This is a genomic window from Aeromonas sp. 602396 (assembly GCF_049173735.1).
GTDB classification, from domain to species: domain Bacteria; phylum Pseudomonadota; class Gammaproteobacteria; order Enterobacterales; family Aeromonadaceae; genus Aeromonas; species Aeromonas veronii_A.
This window is the reverse complement of the sequence record NZ_JAAKSD010000017.1, coordinates 1-15,624: the sequence shown is the minus strand read 5'-3', so window position 1 is coordinate 15,624 and position 15,624 is coordinate 1. Positions and strand designations below refer to the sequence as shown.

The window sequence follows — 15,624 nt, the reverse complement described above, 5'->3', positions numbered from 1 at the left end:
GGAAATCTGTCCACCCAGTCGTTCACTGTTGAGGAGTGCTCCATGCCAGGCCCAGCTCGTGCCGGTGCCCTGATCTATGCCAAGGATCCGGGCCTGCTGACCCACTTTTACCGTACGCTGCTGCAGATGGTGGTCTGCAGTCAGGATGAGCAGTTGGTGGTGCTGGAAAACAGCGATATCCAGCTGCTGATCCACGCCATTCCCGAGCCTTATACCGGGCAAGTTGTTATCAAGCGGCCGCCGGAATTGCGGGAAGAGGGGGCCATCAAACTGTTCTTCACCGTCTCCAGCCTCGCCTGGGCAGAAGCGAAGGCGGCGGATCTCGGTGGCGGCCTGCTGCCACAGCAGTGGACAGGGCCCGGCTTTGTGGTGCGCAACGCCTTCGACCCTGAGGGCAATATCCTGCAACTGCGCGAGTTGCTGGGTTCCCCTGATCCTCTCTGAATTCTCTCTTTTTACAGCATGGTGGTGGCGTGCTGTGCCATGCACCGCCATAAAAACGGGGCCCTGTAGTGGTTAACTAAAAAGGGCCCCGTTCTGCTGTTAGCTTACTGCGCTCATTACTTCAGGTAGCGCTGTTCCAGATGCTGGCGCAGCCAGTGTGGGTTGAGCACTTCACCGGTGGTACGGCGCACCAGCTCGTCGGTGCTGTGCAGGCTCCCCTGTGACCAGATGTTGCGCCCGAGCCAGCCGAAGATCTCCGGCAGGTGGCCCGAAGCGATCACCTCACCCATGCTGCCCAGCTCTTTTTCGAGGGCAAAACGCAGCTGGGCGGCATACATGGCACCCAGGGTGTAGCTCGGGAAGTAGCCAAACGAGCCGTCGGTCCAGTGAATATCCTGCATGCAGCCATTGCGGTAGTTGCCCTTGGTGGAGAGCCCCAGCCACTGCTGCATCTTGGCGTCCCACAGCTCGGGGATGTCGGCCACCTCGATCTTCCCTTCCACCAGATCGCGCTCCAGCTCGTAGCGCAGGATAACGTGGGCCGGATAGGTCACCTCGTCCGCATCGACCCGGATAAAGCCCGGCTCGACCCGGCTGTAGAGCTTGGCCAGATTGTCCGGCGCAAACGCCGCCTGTTCGCCGAAGTGGTGACGAATGCGTGGTGCCAGCAGCGCGAGGAAGGCCGGATGATGGCCCAGTTGCATCTCGCAAAACAGGCTCTGGCTCTCGTGGATTGCCATGGAGCGCGCTTCGGCCACCGGCTGACCCAGCAGATGGCGCGGCAGCCCCTGCTCGTAACGGGCGTGACCGGTCTCGTGCACTATGCCCATCAGGCTGGAGACAAACTCCTGCTCGTTATAGCGGGTAGTGATCCGCACGTCGGTCGGCACGCCGCCACAGAAGGGGTGACTGCTCACATCGAGCCGGCCGTGGGCGAAATCAAAGCCGAGCAGCCCCATTACCTCCTGACCGAGCGCTTGCTGGGTGGGGATGGGGAAGGGGCCTTGTGGCAGCAGCAGGGCATCGCCCTTTTGTTGTTCACTCACGGTCTGGATAAGAGCCGGCAGCCAGCTGGCGAGATCGCCGAAGATCTGATCGAGCCGTGCGCTGGTCATGCCCGGCTCATAGAGCGCCAGCATGGCGTCGTAGGGGCGCACGCCAAGCGCATCGGCCCGCAGTTGCGCTACTTCACGGGAGAGTTTCACCACCTCCTCGAGATTGGGGGCAAAACCGGCCCAGTCGTTGTTCTTGCGCTGGCTGCGCCAGGCGTGTTCGCACTTGCTGCCGGCGAGCGACAGCGCTTCGACCAGCTCACCGGGCAGCAGGCTGGCATCTTGCCACTGGCGCTTGATCTCACCGAGGTTGGCACGTTGCACTTCATCGAGCGGCTCACTCTCGGCCTTGGCAATCCAGTCGCCCAGCTCGGGAGCGGTGCGCTTCTGGTGGATCAGCAGACCGAGTTCGGCCATCGCTTCGGCGCGGGCATCGTTGCCCCCTTCCGGCATCATGGCCGCCTGATCCCAGCCGCAGATGGCGGCGAGGTGGCTAAAGCGGTGGATCTGCTGCTGATGTTGTTCAAGCTTTTGATATGACATGGGATTGTCCTTGTTATCGTCCCTGATGGTATGCCGCCCCGTACCTGGCATGATCGGGGCCGTTCGATGCTAACACCGCCGCTGCATCGTTGACCACCTTAGCGCAGGTGGGCCAAAGGCGTGGTGGCGAGCGGCGGATTAGCCGAGCCGCTTCTGGTGCCGTTCGCGGTTTTCTGCTTTTTTGCGTTCGCTTTTACGCAGCAGCACGTATAGAGCACCGCTGCCGCCGTGGCGACGCTCGGCGCTGTGGATCGCCATGACGGCGGGCAGTTGCGGCAACCAGGCGCTGACATAGCTTTTCAGCAGGGCGCGCGGGGTGCTGCGCTCCCCCTTGCCATGCAGGATAAGCAGGCAGCGGATATCCCGGACTTCACAATCCGCAATGAACTGCACCAGCGTCTGGCGCGCTTCGTTGAGGGTTTTCTGGTGCAAGTCCAGGCTCGCCTGCAGCTCGTATTTGCCGAGCCGCAGCTTCTTGTAGACCCCCTCCTGCACCCCATCACGCTTGAAGCCGACGATTTCGTGCGGATCGCGCATCTCGATGGCCTCCATGGTGAGGTGGTCGAGGGCGAGTTGCTCGGCGGTGGCAGCCTGACGGCGAGCGAGCTGCGCCTCGGTCGGGGCGGATTTGGCCGCATGGGGATGGATATTGTCGCTGCGAATGGGCCGCACGTCGGCCACTTCATTCATGAATAGCGAGAGTTCGTCGTTATGAGACACGGCAGGCTCCCCATAAGAAAAAGTGGGGGCCATTATAACGGCCGCAACCGGCACAGAAAACGGGGAAAGGGGCAGGGGGGATAAGGGAGGGCCAGCATGGACACTGGTGCATCCTGTCCTGGGAATCACAGTCGCGAACCATAAAACATCACAGGCGGTCAGTGTGAACTGCCGCCTGTGGTCAGAGGATTATTTTCCCTCTTTGGGCTGTTGAGAATGGGGTTGCTGTGAATGAGGCGGTTGCGAGTGCATCACCTTGTAGATGAAGTAGGCCGCGTAAGAGCTGATGAGCAAGAAGGTGCCGATAATCACCAACATCGACATCAATCCCACGCTGTTGCCAAACATCAGGTCCAGCCAAAAGTCCATTTTATTGCTCCTGTCACACGGTTGATGACAGGCATGATAAATACCTCTTTGCCCCGTCTGGGATGATCCCGATCAACTCCCTTTCAGGTTATTTAATAACCAGTGCGTTCTGTGATCGTTCTCACTGGACTCCTTGCTACCGAGCCTGCACAGGGCCCGGTGTGGTGAGCGGGGTAATGCGCCACCCTTGCTGCTCCAGAAGCGCCAGCAACCCCTGTTCGCCGTAAAGGTGCAGGGCGCCTACCACGATAAAGCTCTCGTTGGGCAGGGTGGACCATTTTTTCAGCCAGTTATGGTTGCGCTCGGCCAGCAGGGTCTGCTCCATCCAGCTTTGTAGCGCGGGGGGAGCCATCTCCTCCTTGAGCAGATTGATCAGCGTCGCCTCATCTCCCTGCTGCCACGCTTTCATTACGGCGGCGAAACCTGTCTCCAGCATCGGCAGCTCATCCAGGGTGCTGGCGAGCATCAGGGTCTGGTTGTCACCCACGCTGGCCAGATAACCGAGCTGCTCCAGCAGGGTTTCAAAACCCACTACCGGTTTGCCCTCTTTGGCGGCCCGGACGGCAAAGTGCTGGTCTATCCCGAGTTCACTGTTGAAGTCGGAGCGGGCCATGGCGGCCTGGGTCAGGGTAATGGCGGCAAACCATGGGCGCAGGGTGGCGAGGGTCGCCTCGTCGATGCCATAGCGGGCGCCCGCCATCAGGGTGCGTTGATAGAGCTCGGCAGGCAGATGATCCTTGAGCGGTTTGCCATCCACCAGTCGGGTGAGGGAGCTGGTCTGTTGCCACTGATCCGGCGTGATGCTGTTCATGTCCACCTCCATTACCAGGGCACGACTCTGCAGCCAGGCGCGATCGACCGGCTCGGGCAGAGGATAGAGGGCTGGTTTACCTGCATGGATGGAGCCCAGCAGCCAGTGTTGCTGGTTGCCCTTGCTCACCCGATAGAAGGCGGGATCGGCAAAGGCGTGCAGCGGTAGCAGCAGGCAGAGCAGGAAGGCAAAGAGGGTGCGATGAAATCTCATGGGGATCCTTAATATGCGCCGGGTGACTTCTCTTGCTGACAATAACCCCTATGATAAGTCCTCATTTCAGATAACCAAGAGGTTTGCCATGCCCCATCTTCGTTTTCGCGCCGTGACGCTCGATACCCTGCAACAGGTGAGCGGCCCGCTGCTGGCCGAGCTTTGCGAGCTGACCGGCGGCAAGCCGGAGTTTGTCACCATGGAGCGGGTGGAGAGTTGCTGGATACGCAACGGTGAGCCAGAGACGGGTTTTCCGTTTGTCGAGCTGCACTGGTTCGAGCGGCCACAAGAGATGCAGGACGCCGCCGCGCGCCTTATCACGCGCCATTTGAAACGGGTGCTGGGGGAGCAGATCTATGTGGTGGTGCAGGTGATCCCTCTGGTCAAGAGTGCCTACTACAGCAATGGCGAGCACTATTAATGGCGAGCACTATTGAAGAGAGGGACAAACCAGGTTGGCGGGACAGGTGACGCCGCTACCCGGCTTAACGCCACTTGGGCGGCAGGATGCTTGTCGCCAATCACGGGATCAGGCTGATTTGGCCAGCAGTTTATCGAGCCAGCGAGTGGGCAATACCCGTCGCAGGAAGGCAAATAGCCGGGTCGGCGTGGTCACCGGATAGCGTGCCTTGGGATGGGCGTGGGTCAGCGCATGGAGCAGCGGCGGGATGCAGGCTTCGCTTGGGAGGGTAAAGCCGCTGGTGGCCCCCTCTTTTTCCAGCCGCGTCAGGGTCTGGCGGTAGGCCGATTGATGACGGCTCTGGGCCGGGTCGATGTGGCGCAAGAAGGCGCTGCGGGCATTGGCACGAAAACGGGTATCGATGGGGCCCGGTTCAATCAGGCTGATATATACCCCGCTACCCGCCAGTTCGAGGCGCAGGGTATCGCTATAGCCTTCCAGCGCAAATTTGCTGGCGTTGTAGGCGCCGCGATACTTCATGGCAACCAGTCCCAGAACCGAGCTGTTCTGCACTATCCGCCCCTCTTTGGCCTCCAGCATCGGCGGCAGCACCTGACGGATCAGATGGTGCCAGCCAAACAGGTTGGTATTGAATTGTTCCCTGAGCGCTTCGGTGGGCAGATCTTCCAGCGCCCCGGGTTGGCCATAAGCGCCATTGTTGAACAGGCCATAGAGGCGTCCGCCCGCCAGATGGAGCGCCGCACTGGCACCCAGCTCGATGGAGGCAGAATCCGCCAGATCCAGCTGTACTGCCAGCAATCCCTGTTGCTGCAGACGGGCCACATCTTCCGCCTTGCGCGCCGAGGCAATCACGGTAAAACCGTGCTGCCCGAGCGCCTGTGCGGCGGCGAGGCCAATACCGCTGGAACAACCGGTGATCAAAACAAAACGGGGCATGATGGCGTCCTTGTGACTGCTGACAAAAGCGTGCTGGTGAGTGGATAAAACCCTTATCCGGCTCGCATGTTAGCCTGCCAACCGGAAAAAAGAAAACCGGGCCAAGTGGCCCGGTTTGCTGACATCGTATTGCCTGATTACATGAAGGTAAGCGGCATGATGATGTGGAACTTGACGTCGTGCTCGGAGGCGAAGATGTTGGGGTAATCGGTCCAACCGCCGCCCTGGCTGATGTCGTTGTTATAGTCGGTGTAGTGCAGTTTGAACAGGGTGCCTTTCAGCTTGCCATCCTGCACGGTATAGCTGACATCGAAGTTGACGGCCCACTCGGTATCCTCGCCGTTGGCTGCTTTCTTGCCTTGGCCATTTTCGATATCCCAACCGTAAGCACCGGATACACCGACGGACCAGCCAGGCGCACCAACCAGGTCATCCAGAGAACGGGTCACGCCGAAGAACAGCGCTTTTTCGTTGTTGGCGTTCCAGTCGGAGCGGGAATCCCACCAAATTTCGTTGGCGCCCTGGGAGTTGGCGTAGCCACGGGTCAGGCGAGGCAGGTAGTTGCCTTCCGCACCTTCAGCCTTGGTCCACAGACCTTCCAGACGGAAGCCGTATTGGGCGTAGTTCCAGGCAGCGGTCAGTGCTTGTTGCCATGCCAGGCCGTCGTAAGTTTCAATCTGGGAGCCGCCCTTGGTGTAGGTCTCGGTCTCGGAACCGTAGAACTGGTAGCTGGTGGCGAGGCCGCCCAGTACGTCAAACTTGTGAGCCAGTTTGAAGTGGTAGCTGTCCATGTAGCCTTCGGACTGACCGAAAGAACCGGTCACGGCAGTGCCATTTTCAAAGGTGTAACGAGCCGCGATACCGTGGATATAGTCGATGACGTTTTCATCAGCGAACGGATCCATCCACGCTTTGGCGCGAGAGAAGACCTGAGTCTCTTTGTACCAGGGGGCCTTGTACTCGTCAGCGATGGCGTAGGTCAGGTAGAGACCGCCAAAGTTGCCTTCGACTTGACCACCACGATAGGTACCCGGCTGATAGGACCAGTTAACACCGATTTGGCCAGGGACATACAGCTGGGTGTAACCACCCTTGGCAGTCACACCGCCGTCCAGGAATTTCAGCTTCAGAGCTGCGTTGGAGAGGCTGAAGCCACCCTCGGGAGAGCCATCTTTGTAGTTGTTGCCCCAGGAGTTGCCTGCAAAGGAGAATTCGTTCTCCTGGTTGACCGGATGGTTTTCGGTAACGGCCAGGTCATAGGCACCGAAGCCGCCCAGATCCAGACCAACAGTGTCCCAGGCATAACCGGAGTTGAAGTTGAGAGCTGCCTGGACGGTGGAATGGCTCAGGTTGGACTGGTACTTGCCTTCTTTCTTGGCGGCAGTCGGGTCACCATCGATGCGCTGACGATCACGCTGGAAGTAGAACAGGCCACCGGTCAGTTTGGAGTCTTTTACGAAGGTTTCATAGGACTGGCCATATTCCGGGCTCATCATATCCTGGGCTGCCAACGCCATGCCGGGGGCGACCAGAGCGGCTACCACAGCGGCACTCAAAGCGGCGCGCTTGAAGATCACTTTTTCCATTTTTATTGCTCCTGATTTTATGGACTTAGCTTTTTTCCGGCAGCTGGCATCGGGCCTACCGCTCGGTATTGGCATTGCAATCAAAACCCCGAAGGGCAAAAAATCTTCTCTTGGTTATCTGCAAACCCGGATGTCTTGGCACATCTGTAGTTGGCAGTCCTGATCATCACATGTTGTTTTTTTTGTTCCGATTCTTGGCTATCGGACAACTCCAAGAGTACGTTCGCGGTGCGAAATATCAATGAAAAGTTCCCTCAACGTTTCAAAAGTATGACCGAGTGCAAATAATCATGGGCAAGGTCGTAAACAGCCTCATGGCCGGTATCACGGTAATGAGAGCGTTTTCTTGGAGGTGTGGCCAGCGCCGGTGCGGGTTTTCATCAGATACGGGGGAAGGGAAGCTGTTAACCTGCAGGCAACATATAATTTTGTGCTACAAAAAAACTTTCCCTCTGGTCGAGGGAAAGTGAATTGGTGGGGATGTGGGGCGAATAGGGTCAGCCTTGCTGGCCGAGGATGCGGGGGATCTGTTGCGCCTGATGGTGGATATGGGACGAGACCTGCACCGAGAGTTGGCTTACCTGACAGGCCTGCTGACGAATACGGGCGATCAAATCGGCAAAACTGGCCAGCTTGTGCTCCTGACTTTTGGCATTGTCGGCGCCCTGCAGGGCGATCACTGCGGTGTTGCGGGCGATCTCCCGCACCGCCTGGGTGGTCTGGCGCAACTGCTCGGCTTGTGCCCGTTGGCGGCTTGACTCGCTGGTGATCCGGTTCAGCACGGTGCCAAGCTGTTCACCAGATTGGGTCAGACGCCGCAGAATCTCGGTGATCTGGTTGAGGGATTGCTGGGTATTGGCCGAGAGGTGGCGCACCTCATCGGCGACCACGGCAAAGCCGCGCCCCTGTTCCCCTGCACGGGCCGCTTCGATGGCGGCGTTGAGGGCCAGCAAGTTGGTCTGCTGGGCGATATGACTGATGACATCGACAATGTCCGTCACATCGGCAACCGAGCGGGTGAGGGCTTCCAGCGCCTCATCGCTCTCGTCAATTGCCAGCCCGGTCTGACGAGTAGCGTGCAGCATGCTGCCCACCAGATCTTCGCTCTGGCTCATCGCCTGTTCATTATGGTGGGCATGCCGGGCGATGTCGGCGGCGACCTGATGGACCTCTCCGGCCAGCTGGTTCAGCTCATCCATCATCTGACCGCTCTCGTCGACTACCAGCTCGGTGGTGCGGGTGCTGTGGTGGATCTCGTCAACCTGGCTGACCATTCCTTTCAGACTGAGGGATACCGCAGACAGCTGCCCCTCTTTCTGTTGTTGATCCTGCTGCAGGCGACCGATCAGCCGATTGTAGCTGGCAACGATATCGGCCAGCTCGTTGCGATCACGCCCGGCAGATAACGGCTCGGCCTGCCCAGTCTGATCGAGCTGCAGAAAGGCTCCGCGCAGTCGCAACAAGGGAGCGAGCAGCCAGCGTCGTTGCACCAGTGCAAACAGCAGGGCGACTACCACCAGACAGAGCGCCAGCGTGCCGAGGATGGTGGCCAGCTCCTGATTGACGGCTTGCCGCTCGTGGGCAAGTTGTTCCCCCATCTGTCTGGTCGCTTGCAACATGGCCATGATGTCTTGCTGCACGGTCTGGCGGCCAGCCTGTTGCTGTTGTAGTGCCGTGCGGCTGTTGGCCAGCTCCTGCGGATAGCGGCCCAGCAGCGAGCGTAATTCGCTGCGCGGTTGATCTCCCAGCTCCTTGCGTACCGGCTCCCCCAGGGTGAACTCATCGGCGGGCGCATCTTCATACAGGCCGAGCAGCGGCAAGGCTTGCAGCGCTTGCGCCTGTTTTTGCAGTGCCTCCAGCTCGAAGCGGATCCCTTCGAGCAGCTTCTCATTGCCCTGTTCCATATAGCTTTGGCGCAAATGGGCGAGGCGCGGCAGGCCCGCCAGGATCTCGGTTGCACCGCGGCGATATTGCTGTGCTGCGGCAGATTGTTCCGTGCTGGCACCTTGCTCCCCATAGCGGATCAGCGCCATAGCCTGGCTGCCCAGCTCACTCTCCGCATTTTGCAGCAGCAGCTGGCTGTTGCCCGAGAGCTTGCCTGCGGCCTGATAGTCGTGCGCGATGCGCTGCGCCATCTGTTCGAGTTGCTGTCTGAGCGGTGCCGCCACGGCATCATCCTGAGCGGCCAGCGAGGAGAGCGCTTGCTGGCGGATCTTCTCTGCCGCGGTCAATTGCTGTGGATCGCCGCTGTTGAGGTAGTCACGCAGGCTGTTTTGCAGGGTCACCGTCACCAGTTGTTGCAGCGTCTCGTGCTGATGCTGGGCCTGATTGGTGCGGGCAAGCTGTTGCCAGCCGTGGTAGAGGGCCAGCGCCTGTCCTCCCGCGACCAGTAACAGAACCAGGGAGGAGAGGGTGGCGTAATGGGCGATTTTCACTGGGTGATTCCTGTCAGCACAGACCATGGGGGAGCATGGCCGAGCCTAAACAGGGATGGTGGCGTTTTTATGACAGCGCGGGTCAGGTGGCCCCATTTTGCCGATTTAACTGGCTGGGGATACCTGCGCGCTGTTGCGTTGGCCCAACATACCGAGCAGGGCGCCCCCCATGATAAGTGCACCGGCCAGCAGATGGCGCGAGGTTAGCTCCTCTCCGTTCAATGTTACTAACAGCAAAGTACTCAGCAGAGGGGTCAGGTAGGCAAGGGCTCCGATCCGGCGTGGATCGCCGTCTCGCAGTGCCAGATACCAGGTAACGAAGGCCGCCCCCATCGGGCCCAGTGCCAGCCCGATGATCAGCCACCAGTCACTGGTGGGGAGCTGCGCGAGCGGCAGAGGCCCTTCGAGCAGACGGGCAAGCAGCAGCGCCAACAAACCTGCGGGCAGACAGGCTGCCGCAGTGACCACGGCGGGGGCTGGCGGCAGACGGCGTGATAATACCGAGTAGGCTCCCCAGACGACTGCCGCGCCCAGTGCCAGCAGGTATCCCGGCAGATAGGCCTGCTGCAGTTGCAGCTCGCCGTTGACCATCACCAGCATGGAACCCGCCAGACCAAAGGCGCCAGCCAGCAGGTGACGGGCATGGAGTGGATGGCCGGGCAACAACAGTGGGGTGAACAGAATGATGCAGAGCGGCCAGAGGTAGTTGATGAGGTTTGCTTCCAGCACCGGGGCATGGCGAAAGCTCATAAAGAGCAGCAGATGGTAGAGCAGCAATGCCGTAACCGTCACCAGCCAGGTAATCGGACGAGCATGCCACTGGCGCCAGAACGGCAAGGCCCCGACCCCGCAGAAAAACAGCACCAGCCCGACCAGTACCAGCGGTGACACGCTGGTAACCCGTGACGTCAGCGCCGCCAGCGAGGCCCACAGCACAATGGTCAGCAAGGCAAAACCGGTGGATCTATCCCACCAGGAACATCCGGACATCCAACACTCCTTTGCAAGATGAAGCTGCTGGCTTTGCCGCAGGGCTCAGCCAAAAAGAAGCAGTCTATCAGAGAGAGGATAGATGCCGAATGCTGCGTGAATACAATTGCTTGTGACTTGGTGAGGATTTTGATGGTGCAAGCTGAGTGCTGCTGGACGTCGAACCAATCGCCAAAGAGATGAGTGAATGCGAAAAGGGGATGATGGGTGGCGTCCCAGGCAGGATTCGAACCTGCGACCTCGCCCTTAGGAGGGGCGCGCGCTATCCAGCTGTGCCACTGGGACGTGCGGGCATTATATAAAAATGCCAATAAAAATAAACAACTGCGTATGTCTGTCTATCCAGTTGCTTACATTCTGGCCGGATTGTGCGTTTGTGCTCTGGGGGTCAGATAAACAAGTTTGTGGTGTCTGAATAAGAAGGGGTGGGGGGAGGAAGATACTGGTATGCAATAAATTGACTTTGAATTCACTTGTTGCCGTGAGGTATGGCTACCTCTTGTTGTGTTGTGCCACAGGTGTTGAGCTTTTGTCGCTTTATTTTGTTTTAGTGAAATTTTTAGCTTAATCAGTTGGGTAGCTATTAATAATGGCCAATGCTCCCTTGTATTTTAAAGATGAATCATGAGGCCATGGCTCAGCGTCAGGTACGGTCAGTAGCGGGTTTGGAATGGTCTTGTTTGCTTAGTTATATAAATTGCCATAGAGTTAATTCGCGATTAGTTATCGCCGAAAATAAAGTTGTGACAAGGGCAAACCGATTGAAAAGTCGGGACGCAAAGCCTCCGGTCTAAAGGCGTTGTTGAGCTGGGATAGCGGGGCCACCACAGTGTTATGCTGGCTGCCTTTGCCAAGGGGTAGTCGTGTTTGTGTTGCCTGTCGTGTTGTGTTGCCCTTTCGTTTGTCCATAACGTAAAGGAAAACAATATGCTAAGTCCAAAACCCGCATCGCTGGCCATGATGGTCGGCTCCCTGCTTGCCTCATCTGCCGTTTATGCGGCCGCGCCGGGCAAGCCCACCATCGGCTGGGGTCCCACCAAGTTCGCCATTGTTGAAGTGGATCAGGCGGCAACCTCCTACAACAATCTGGTCAAGGTCAAGGATGCCGCCGATGTGGAGGTGAGCTGGAACCTCTGGAGCGGTGACGTCGGCCAGACTGCTGGGGTGCTGCTTGATGGCAAGGAGGTGTGGTCTGGCCCCTCTGCTGCTGCAGGCACGGCCAAATTCAAGGTGAACAAAGGTGGGCGCTACCAGATGCAGGTGGCCCTCTGCAATGCCGATGGCTGTACTCTCTCTGATGCCAAGGAGATCGTGGTCGCCGATACCGATGGCAGCCACCTGGCGCCGCTAAAGGCCGCGTTGCAGGAGAACAACAAGCCCTACGCCAACAAGTCCGGCAAGGTGGTCGGTACCTACTACGTGGAGTGGGGCGTCTATGGTCGCAAGTTCACAGTGGACAAGATCCCGGCCCAGAACCTGACCCATATCCTCTATGGTTTCACCCCCATCTGTGGCGGGGATGGCCTCAACGATAGCCTCAAGGAGATCGAAGGGAGCTTCCAGGCGTTGCAACGTGCGTGTGCCGGTCGTGCCGACTTCAAGGTTGCGATCCACGATCCTTGGGCCGCCGTTCAGATGCCGCAAAGTGGCCTGACTGCCTATGACGAGCCTTACAAGGGTAACTTCGGTGCCCTGATGGCGCTCAAACAGGCTTACCCTGACCTCAAGATCCTCCCCTCCGTCGGCGGCTGGACCCTCTCCGACCCCTTCTACTTCCTCGGCGACAAGAGCAAGCGCGATACCTTCGTCGCCTCAGTCAAAGAGTTCCTGCAGACCTGGAAATTCTTCGATGGCGTTGATATCGACTGGGAATATCCGGGTGGACAGGGCGCCAACCCGAAACTGGGCAGCCCGAGCGATGGCGCAACCTATGTGACCCTGATGAAGGAGCTGCGCGCCATGCTCGATGAGCTGGAGTCGCAGACTGGTCGCAAGTATGAGCTCACCTCCGCTGTCGGCGCCGGTTACGACAAGATTGAAGATGTCGATTACCGCGCGGCCCAGCAGTACATGAGCCACATCTTTATGATGACCTACGACTACAACGGCGCATGGAGCAATACCGAGCTGGGTCACCAGACCAACCTCTACGCGGCGAGCTGGGATCCCAACACCAAGTACACCACCGACAAGGCGGTCAACCTGATGCTGGCGCAGGGGGTTGACCCCGGCAAGCTGGTGGTTGGTGCCGCCATGTATGGCCGTGGCTGGACTGGCGTGAGCGGCTATCAGGGCAACAACCCCTTCACCGGCAAGGCGACCGGCAAGGTGAAAGGCACCTGGGAGGATGGCGTGGTCGATTACCGCGACATCGTCAACAACCGTATGGGCAGTGGCTGGGAGAAGAGCTACGACGAGGTGGCCGAGGCTCCCTATCTGTTCAAGGCTTCGACCGGCGATCTCATCACCTATGACAACGACCGCTCGGTCAAGGCCAAGGGGCAGTATGTGCTGGCCAACAAGCTGGGTGGCCTCTTCTCCTGGGAGATTGATGCCGACAACGGCGACATCCTCAATGCCATGCACGAGGGTCTGGGTCACGGCGAGGGAACCACTCCGCCAGCCAACAAGCCGCCGGTGGCCAACGCGGGCAGCGATCTGAGTGTCACCGGCCCGACCGAGGTGACGCTGAACGGCTCCGCGTCCCACGACCCGGAAAATGGCGCCCTCACCTATAGCTGGAAGCAGGTCTCCGGCCCGCAGGCCACCTTGCTGGATGCCACTCAGGCCAAGGCCCGGGTTGTACTCGATGCGGTGACCGCCGACATCAATCTGGTGTTCGAGCTGGCAGTGACCGACGACCACAACCTCACCGCCCGCGATCAGGTGGTGGTCACCAACAAGGCGCCGCAGCCCAACCTGCCGCCACTGGTTAGCCTGCCGGCTACCGCTTCCGTGGAATCCGGCAAGCAGGTGACCCTCAAGGCGACCGCATCTGACCCGAACGGTGATCCGCTCACCTATCAGTGGACGGTACCGGCCGGCCTCACCGCCAGCGGTCAGAACAGTGCCACCCTGGTGGTCACCGGTCCGAACGTTACCAGCGATACCGCCTATGACCTGAGCCTCACCGTCTCCGACGGCGCGCTGGATGCCAGTGCCGCCACCCGTCTGACGGTCAAGCCGGTCAGCGGTGGTGGCGGTTGCTCGGCCACTGATCCGGATGCCGCCAACTGGCCTGCCTGGCAGGCGAGCAAGGTCTACAACGGCGGTGACAAGGTGAGCCACAACCAGCTGGTGTGGCAGGCCAAGTACTGGACTCAGGGCAACGAACCGAGCCGTACCGCGGATCAGTGGTTGCTGGTGAGCAAGGTGCAACTGGGTTGGGATGCCAATGTAGCTTACAACGGTGGCGAGATCACCACCCATAATGGCCGTCAATGGAAAGCGCAATACTGGACAAAGGGCAACGAGCCCGGCAAACACGACGTCTGGCAGGATGTGGGGGCCGCCAGCTGTAAATAAGGCTTGAGTTGTGGCGGGGCATGCTGGTCATGCCCCGCTTTTGCAACCCGTGGCGCTGAACATTGGTTGCTCTGCCAATCCCTCTTTTTCTGCTCTGTCTTGTATCCGGTCAGGCCGACTTGTGGTGCCGGCATGAAGGCTCTCCCCAAGTGATGGCTGCACTGCTCTCTGATAAGGTGTGAACCTGATTCGTGGTAACCTTTCCGCTGTTGTAATTACACTGCTGGAAAGTCTGCGGCCGAATATTTTCAGGTTGCCCAAGAGGCTAGCATCCCGCTGTTGGCGAGACAGGCCAGCGGGTCGGTATCGCCAGGATGAGGGCTTGCTCAACTTCGCTTGCTCTTTTTAAATCTCTGTCCGTCGTCATGCTGTCCCTTCATGCAGTACCTAATCGACGGCATTTGGCTGTTGAACAAGGATGGCAAGCATCATAGCCAGCTTCCCGGATGCTGGTGTTATCCAAGCCAGCGCTCCCGGCAAGGGGATTTCATGGTGTCATACCTGGATCAGGCCGAGATCCTGCAATGAGCCGATGCAATAAAAGATGGGGCCTGCGGGCCCCATTCTTGTTTGGTGGAGTTCAGGTTTGGCCGTGGAACATCTGGCCCGGACAGGACAGCGCCTCGAAAGGGCTGTGTGATGATGTGCGTTGTTGTTTTATTACATTTTCCGTGAAAGGCTTTCAGCAATTATTTGCCGTAGCGGAAGTAGTATTCACGGGTGGAGGGGGCATAGGCATCTTTCTCTACAACGCCGTTCTTGGTGGTTGCACCGCGCAGGTGGAACAGGACTGCCAGATTCTCAAACATGGTTTACCTCATCGCTCTGTCATTTATGGTTATGGTATGTGACCTAGGTCACGGTTTGATCCTATGGTCATTTGTGAGCCAGATCAACTTTCTATGTTGTAAATTTACAAAAATCATGGAAAGGGTTTTCAAATGCAATGCCCTTTATGGAAAGGCTTTCCCGAGGTGACGGGGGAGAAGCTGATTACCAGCCACCATAGAGAGGTCTGAGAGCGGGGGCGTTGCAAGGGGAAAGAGGCTCGCTGCACGGCCTCTCCTTTATAGGTGCTTGAGCCAATTTGTGACATAAAACAGAGAGATAGCACGCGCCTTGCTGGTAAAAACAGCGAACTGCTGCAATTTTGACTAAACGAATCAGTCGCGGTTATTTTAGGGTTGACAGCAAAGCGGGTGATGCCTATCATGCGCCTCCGTTGCCGGAGATAACTTCGTCAGCACCGAGGTGAGTTGGGGTTATAGCTCAGCTGGGAGAGCGCTTGCATGGCATGCAAGAGGTCCGCGGTTCGATCCCGCGTAGCTCCACCAAATTCTCCTCGAACAATCTGGAATCAAAGGGGTTATAGCTCAGCTGGGAGAGCGCTTGCATGGCATGCAAGAGGTCCGCGGTTCGATCCCGCGTAGCTCCACCAGATTCTTGATTGTTGTATTGAATACCCAGGGCAGTGTGGTGTGTATCACCCAAGCCGACCTTTGTGGGGTTATAGCTCAGCTGGGAGAGCGCTTGCATGGCATGCAAGAGGTCCGCGGTTCGATCCCGCGTAGCTCCACCA

General features: G+C 58.6%; 11 protein-coding genes, 4 tRNA genes and 1 riboswitch. Of the genes, 6 read left to right on the top strand and 9 right to left on the bottom strand.

From position 1 onward, the window contains the following. Nucleotides 1-42: 42 nt before the first annotated feature. Nucleotides 43-444, top strand: a complete 402-nt coding sequence (locus G5229_RS17845; protein ID WP_159143128.1) for a VOC family protein — start codon at nucleotides 43-45, stop codon at nucleotides 442-444. Nucleotides 445-560: 116 nt separating this feature from the next. Here the strand turns inward: G5229_RS17845 and G5229_RS17840 are convergent, their stop codons facing one another. The 4 genes from G5229_RS17840 to G5229_RS17825 form a co-directional block, all read right to left on the bottom strand. After that, entirely contained in the window at nucleotides 561-2,039 is a 1,479-nt protein-coding gene (locus tag G5229_RS17840; RefSeq protein ID WP_421209874.1) for a carboxypeptidase M32, read from the bottom strand. Between the two features lie 138 nt (nucleotides 2,040-2,177). Further along, complete coding sequence (gene smrA, locus G5229_RS17835) at nucleotides 2,178-2,759, bottom strand: DNA endonuclease SmrA (RefSeq protein WP_005338734.1); 582 nt, start codon at nucleotides 2,757-2,759, stop codon at nucleotides 2,178-2,180. Nucleotides 2,760-2,948: 189 nt separating this feature from the next. Next, nucleotides 2,949-3,128, bottom strand: a complete 180-nt coding sequence (locus G5229_RS17830) for a DUF3149 domain-containing protein (protein ID WP_005338733.1) — start codon at nucleotides 3,126-3,128, stop codon at nucleotides 2,949-2,951. Nucleotides 3,129-3,264: 136 nt separating this feature from the next. Continuing rightward, complete coding sequence (locus G5229_RS17825) at nucleotides 3,265-4,152, bottom strand: TraB/GumN family protein (RefSeq protein ID WP_213387475.1); 888 nt, start codon at nucleotides 4,150-4,152, stop codon at nucleotides 3,265-3,267. Nucleotides 4,153-4,240: 88 nt separating this feature from the next. Here G5229_RS17825 and G5229_RS17820 point away from each other — a divergent pair, with 88 nt between their 5' ends. Then, nucleotides 4,241-4,573, top strand: coding sequence for a DUF1904 family protein (locus G5229_RS17820; protein ID WP_181223292.1), 333 nt, complete (start codon nucleotides 4,241-4,243; stop codon nucleotides 4,571-4,573). A 108-nt stretch (nucleotides 4,574-4,681) separates the two neighbouring features. Here G5229_RS17820 and G5229_RS17815 read toward each other — a convergent pair whose 3' ends face one another. The 5 genes from G5229_RS17815 to G5229_RS17795 all read right to left on the bottom strand — a co-directional run bounded on the left by G5229_RS17815 (nucleotide 4,682) and on the right by G5229_RS17795 (nucleotide 10,805). Continuing rightward, the gene (locus G5229_RS17815) at nucleotides 4,682-5,509 is read right to left on the bottom strand and encodes an SDR family oxidoreductase (RefSeq protein WP_421209872.1); all 828 of its coding nucleotides are present in this window, start codon (nucleotides 5,507-5,509) and stop codon (nucleotides 4,682-4,684) included. A 137-nt stretch (nucleotides 5,510-5,646) separates the two neighbouring features. Then, complete coding sequence (locus tag G5229_RS17810; RefSeq protein WP_421209870.1) at nucleotides 5,647-7,095, bottom strand: OprD family outer membrane porin; 1,449 nt, start codon at nucleotides 7,093-7,095, stop codon at nucleotides 5,647-5,649. A gap of 497 nt (nucleotides 7,096-7,592) precedes the next feature. Then, on the bottom strand, nucleotides 7,593-9,530 hold the full coding sequence (locus tag G5229_RS17805; protein ID WP_421209868.1) for a methyl-accepting chemotaxis protein: 1,938 nt from the start codon (nucleotides 9,528-9,530) through the stop codon (nucleotides 7,593-7,595). A gap of 105 nt (nucleotides 9,531-9,635) precedes the next feature. Then, nucleotides 9,636-10,520: a DMT family transporter gene (locus G5229_RS17800; protein ID WP_421209866.1), complete on the bottom strand. Its 885-nt coding sequence runs from the start codon at nucleotides 10,518-10,520 to the stop codon at nucleotides 9,636-9,638. A 208-nt stretch (nucleotides 10,521-10,728) separates the two neighbouring features. Next, nucleotides 10,729-10,805, bottom strand: a tRNA-Arg gene (locus G5229_RS17795). A gap of 456 nt (nucleotides 10,806-11,261) precedes the next feature. Further along, nucleotides 11,262-11,349, top strand: a riboswitch (cyclic di-GMP riboswitch). A 98-nt stretch (nucleotides 11,350-11,447) separates the two neighbouring features. On the opposite strand from G5229_RS17795, the gene G5229_RS17790 reads away from it, so the two are divergent. The 4 genes from G5229_RS17790 (at nucleotide 11,448) to G5229_RS17775 (ending at nucleotide 15,624) form a co-directional block, all read left to right on the top strand. Next, complete coding sequence (locus tag G5229_RS17790) at nucleotides 11,448-14,045, top strand: glycosyl hydrolase family 18 protein (RefSeq protein WP_266134151.1); 2,598 nt, start codon at nucleotides 11,448-11,450, stop codon at nucleotides 14,043-14,045. Nucleotides 14,046-15,303: 1,258 nt separating this feature from the next. Continuing rightward, a tRNA-Ala gene (locus tag G5229_RS17785) sits at nucleotides 15,304-15,379 on the top strand. Between the two features lie 28 nt (nucleotides 15,380-15,407). Then, a tRNA-Ala gene (locus G5229_RS17780) sits at nucleotides 15,408-15,483 on the top strand. Between the two features lie 65 nt (nucleotides 15,484-15,548). Beyond that, nucleotides 15,549-15,624, top strand: a tRNA-Ala gene (locus G5229_RS17775).

Excerpts from the sequence above, each read along its gene's own strand:
- G5229_RS17815 (WP_421209872.1), bottom strand. The coding sequence starts at position 5,509 with ATGCCCCGTTTTGTTTTGATCACCGGTTGTTCCAGCGGTATTGGCCTC.
- G5229_RS17840 (WP_421209874.1), bottom strand. The coding sequence starts at position 2,039 with ATGTCATATCAAAAGCTTGAACAACATCAGCAGCAGATCCACCGCTTT.
- G5229_RS17825 (WP_213387475.1), bottom strand. The coding sequence starts at position 4,152 with ATGAGATTTCATCGCACCCTCTTTGCCTTCCTGCTCTGCCTGCTGCTA.
- G5229_RS17790 (WP_266134151.1), top strand. The coding sequence starts at position 11,448 with ATGCTAAGTCCAAAACCCGCATCGCTGGCCATGATGGTCGGCTCCCTG.
- G5229_RS17845 (WP_159143128.1), top strand. The coding sequence starts at position 43 with ATGCCAGGCCCAGCTCGTGCCGGTGCCCTGATCTATGCCAAGGATCCG.
- G5229_RS17830 (WP_005338733.1), bottom strand. The coding sequence starts at position 3,128 with ATGGACTTTTGGCTGGACCTGATGTTTGGCAACAGCGTGGGATTGATG.
- G5229_RS17810 (WP_421209870.1), bottom strand. The coding sequence starts at position 7,095 with ATGGAAAAAGTGATCTTCAAGCGCGCCGCTTTGAGTGCCGCTGTGGTA.
- G5229_RS17820 (WP_181223292.1), top strand. The coding sequence starts at position 4,241 with ATGCCCCATCTTCGTTTTCGCGCCGTGACGCTCGATACCCTGCAACAG.
- G5229_RS17800 (WP_421209866.1), bottom strand. The coding sequence starts at position 10,520 with ATGTCCGGATGTTCCTGGTGGGATAGATCCACCGGTTTTGCCTTGCTG.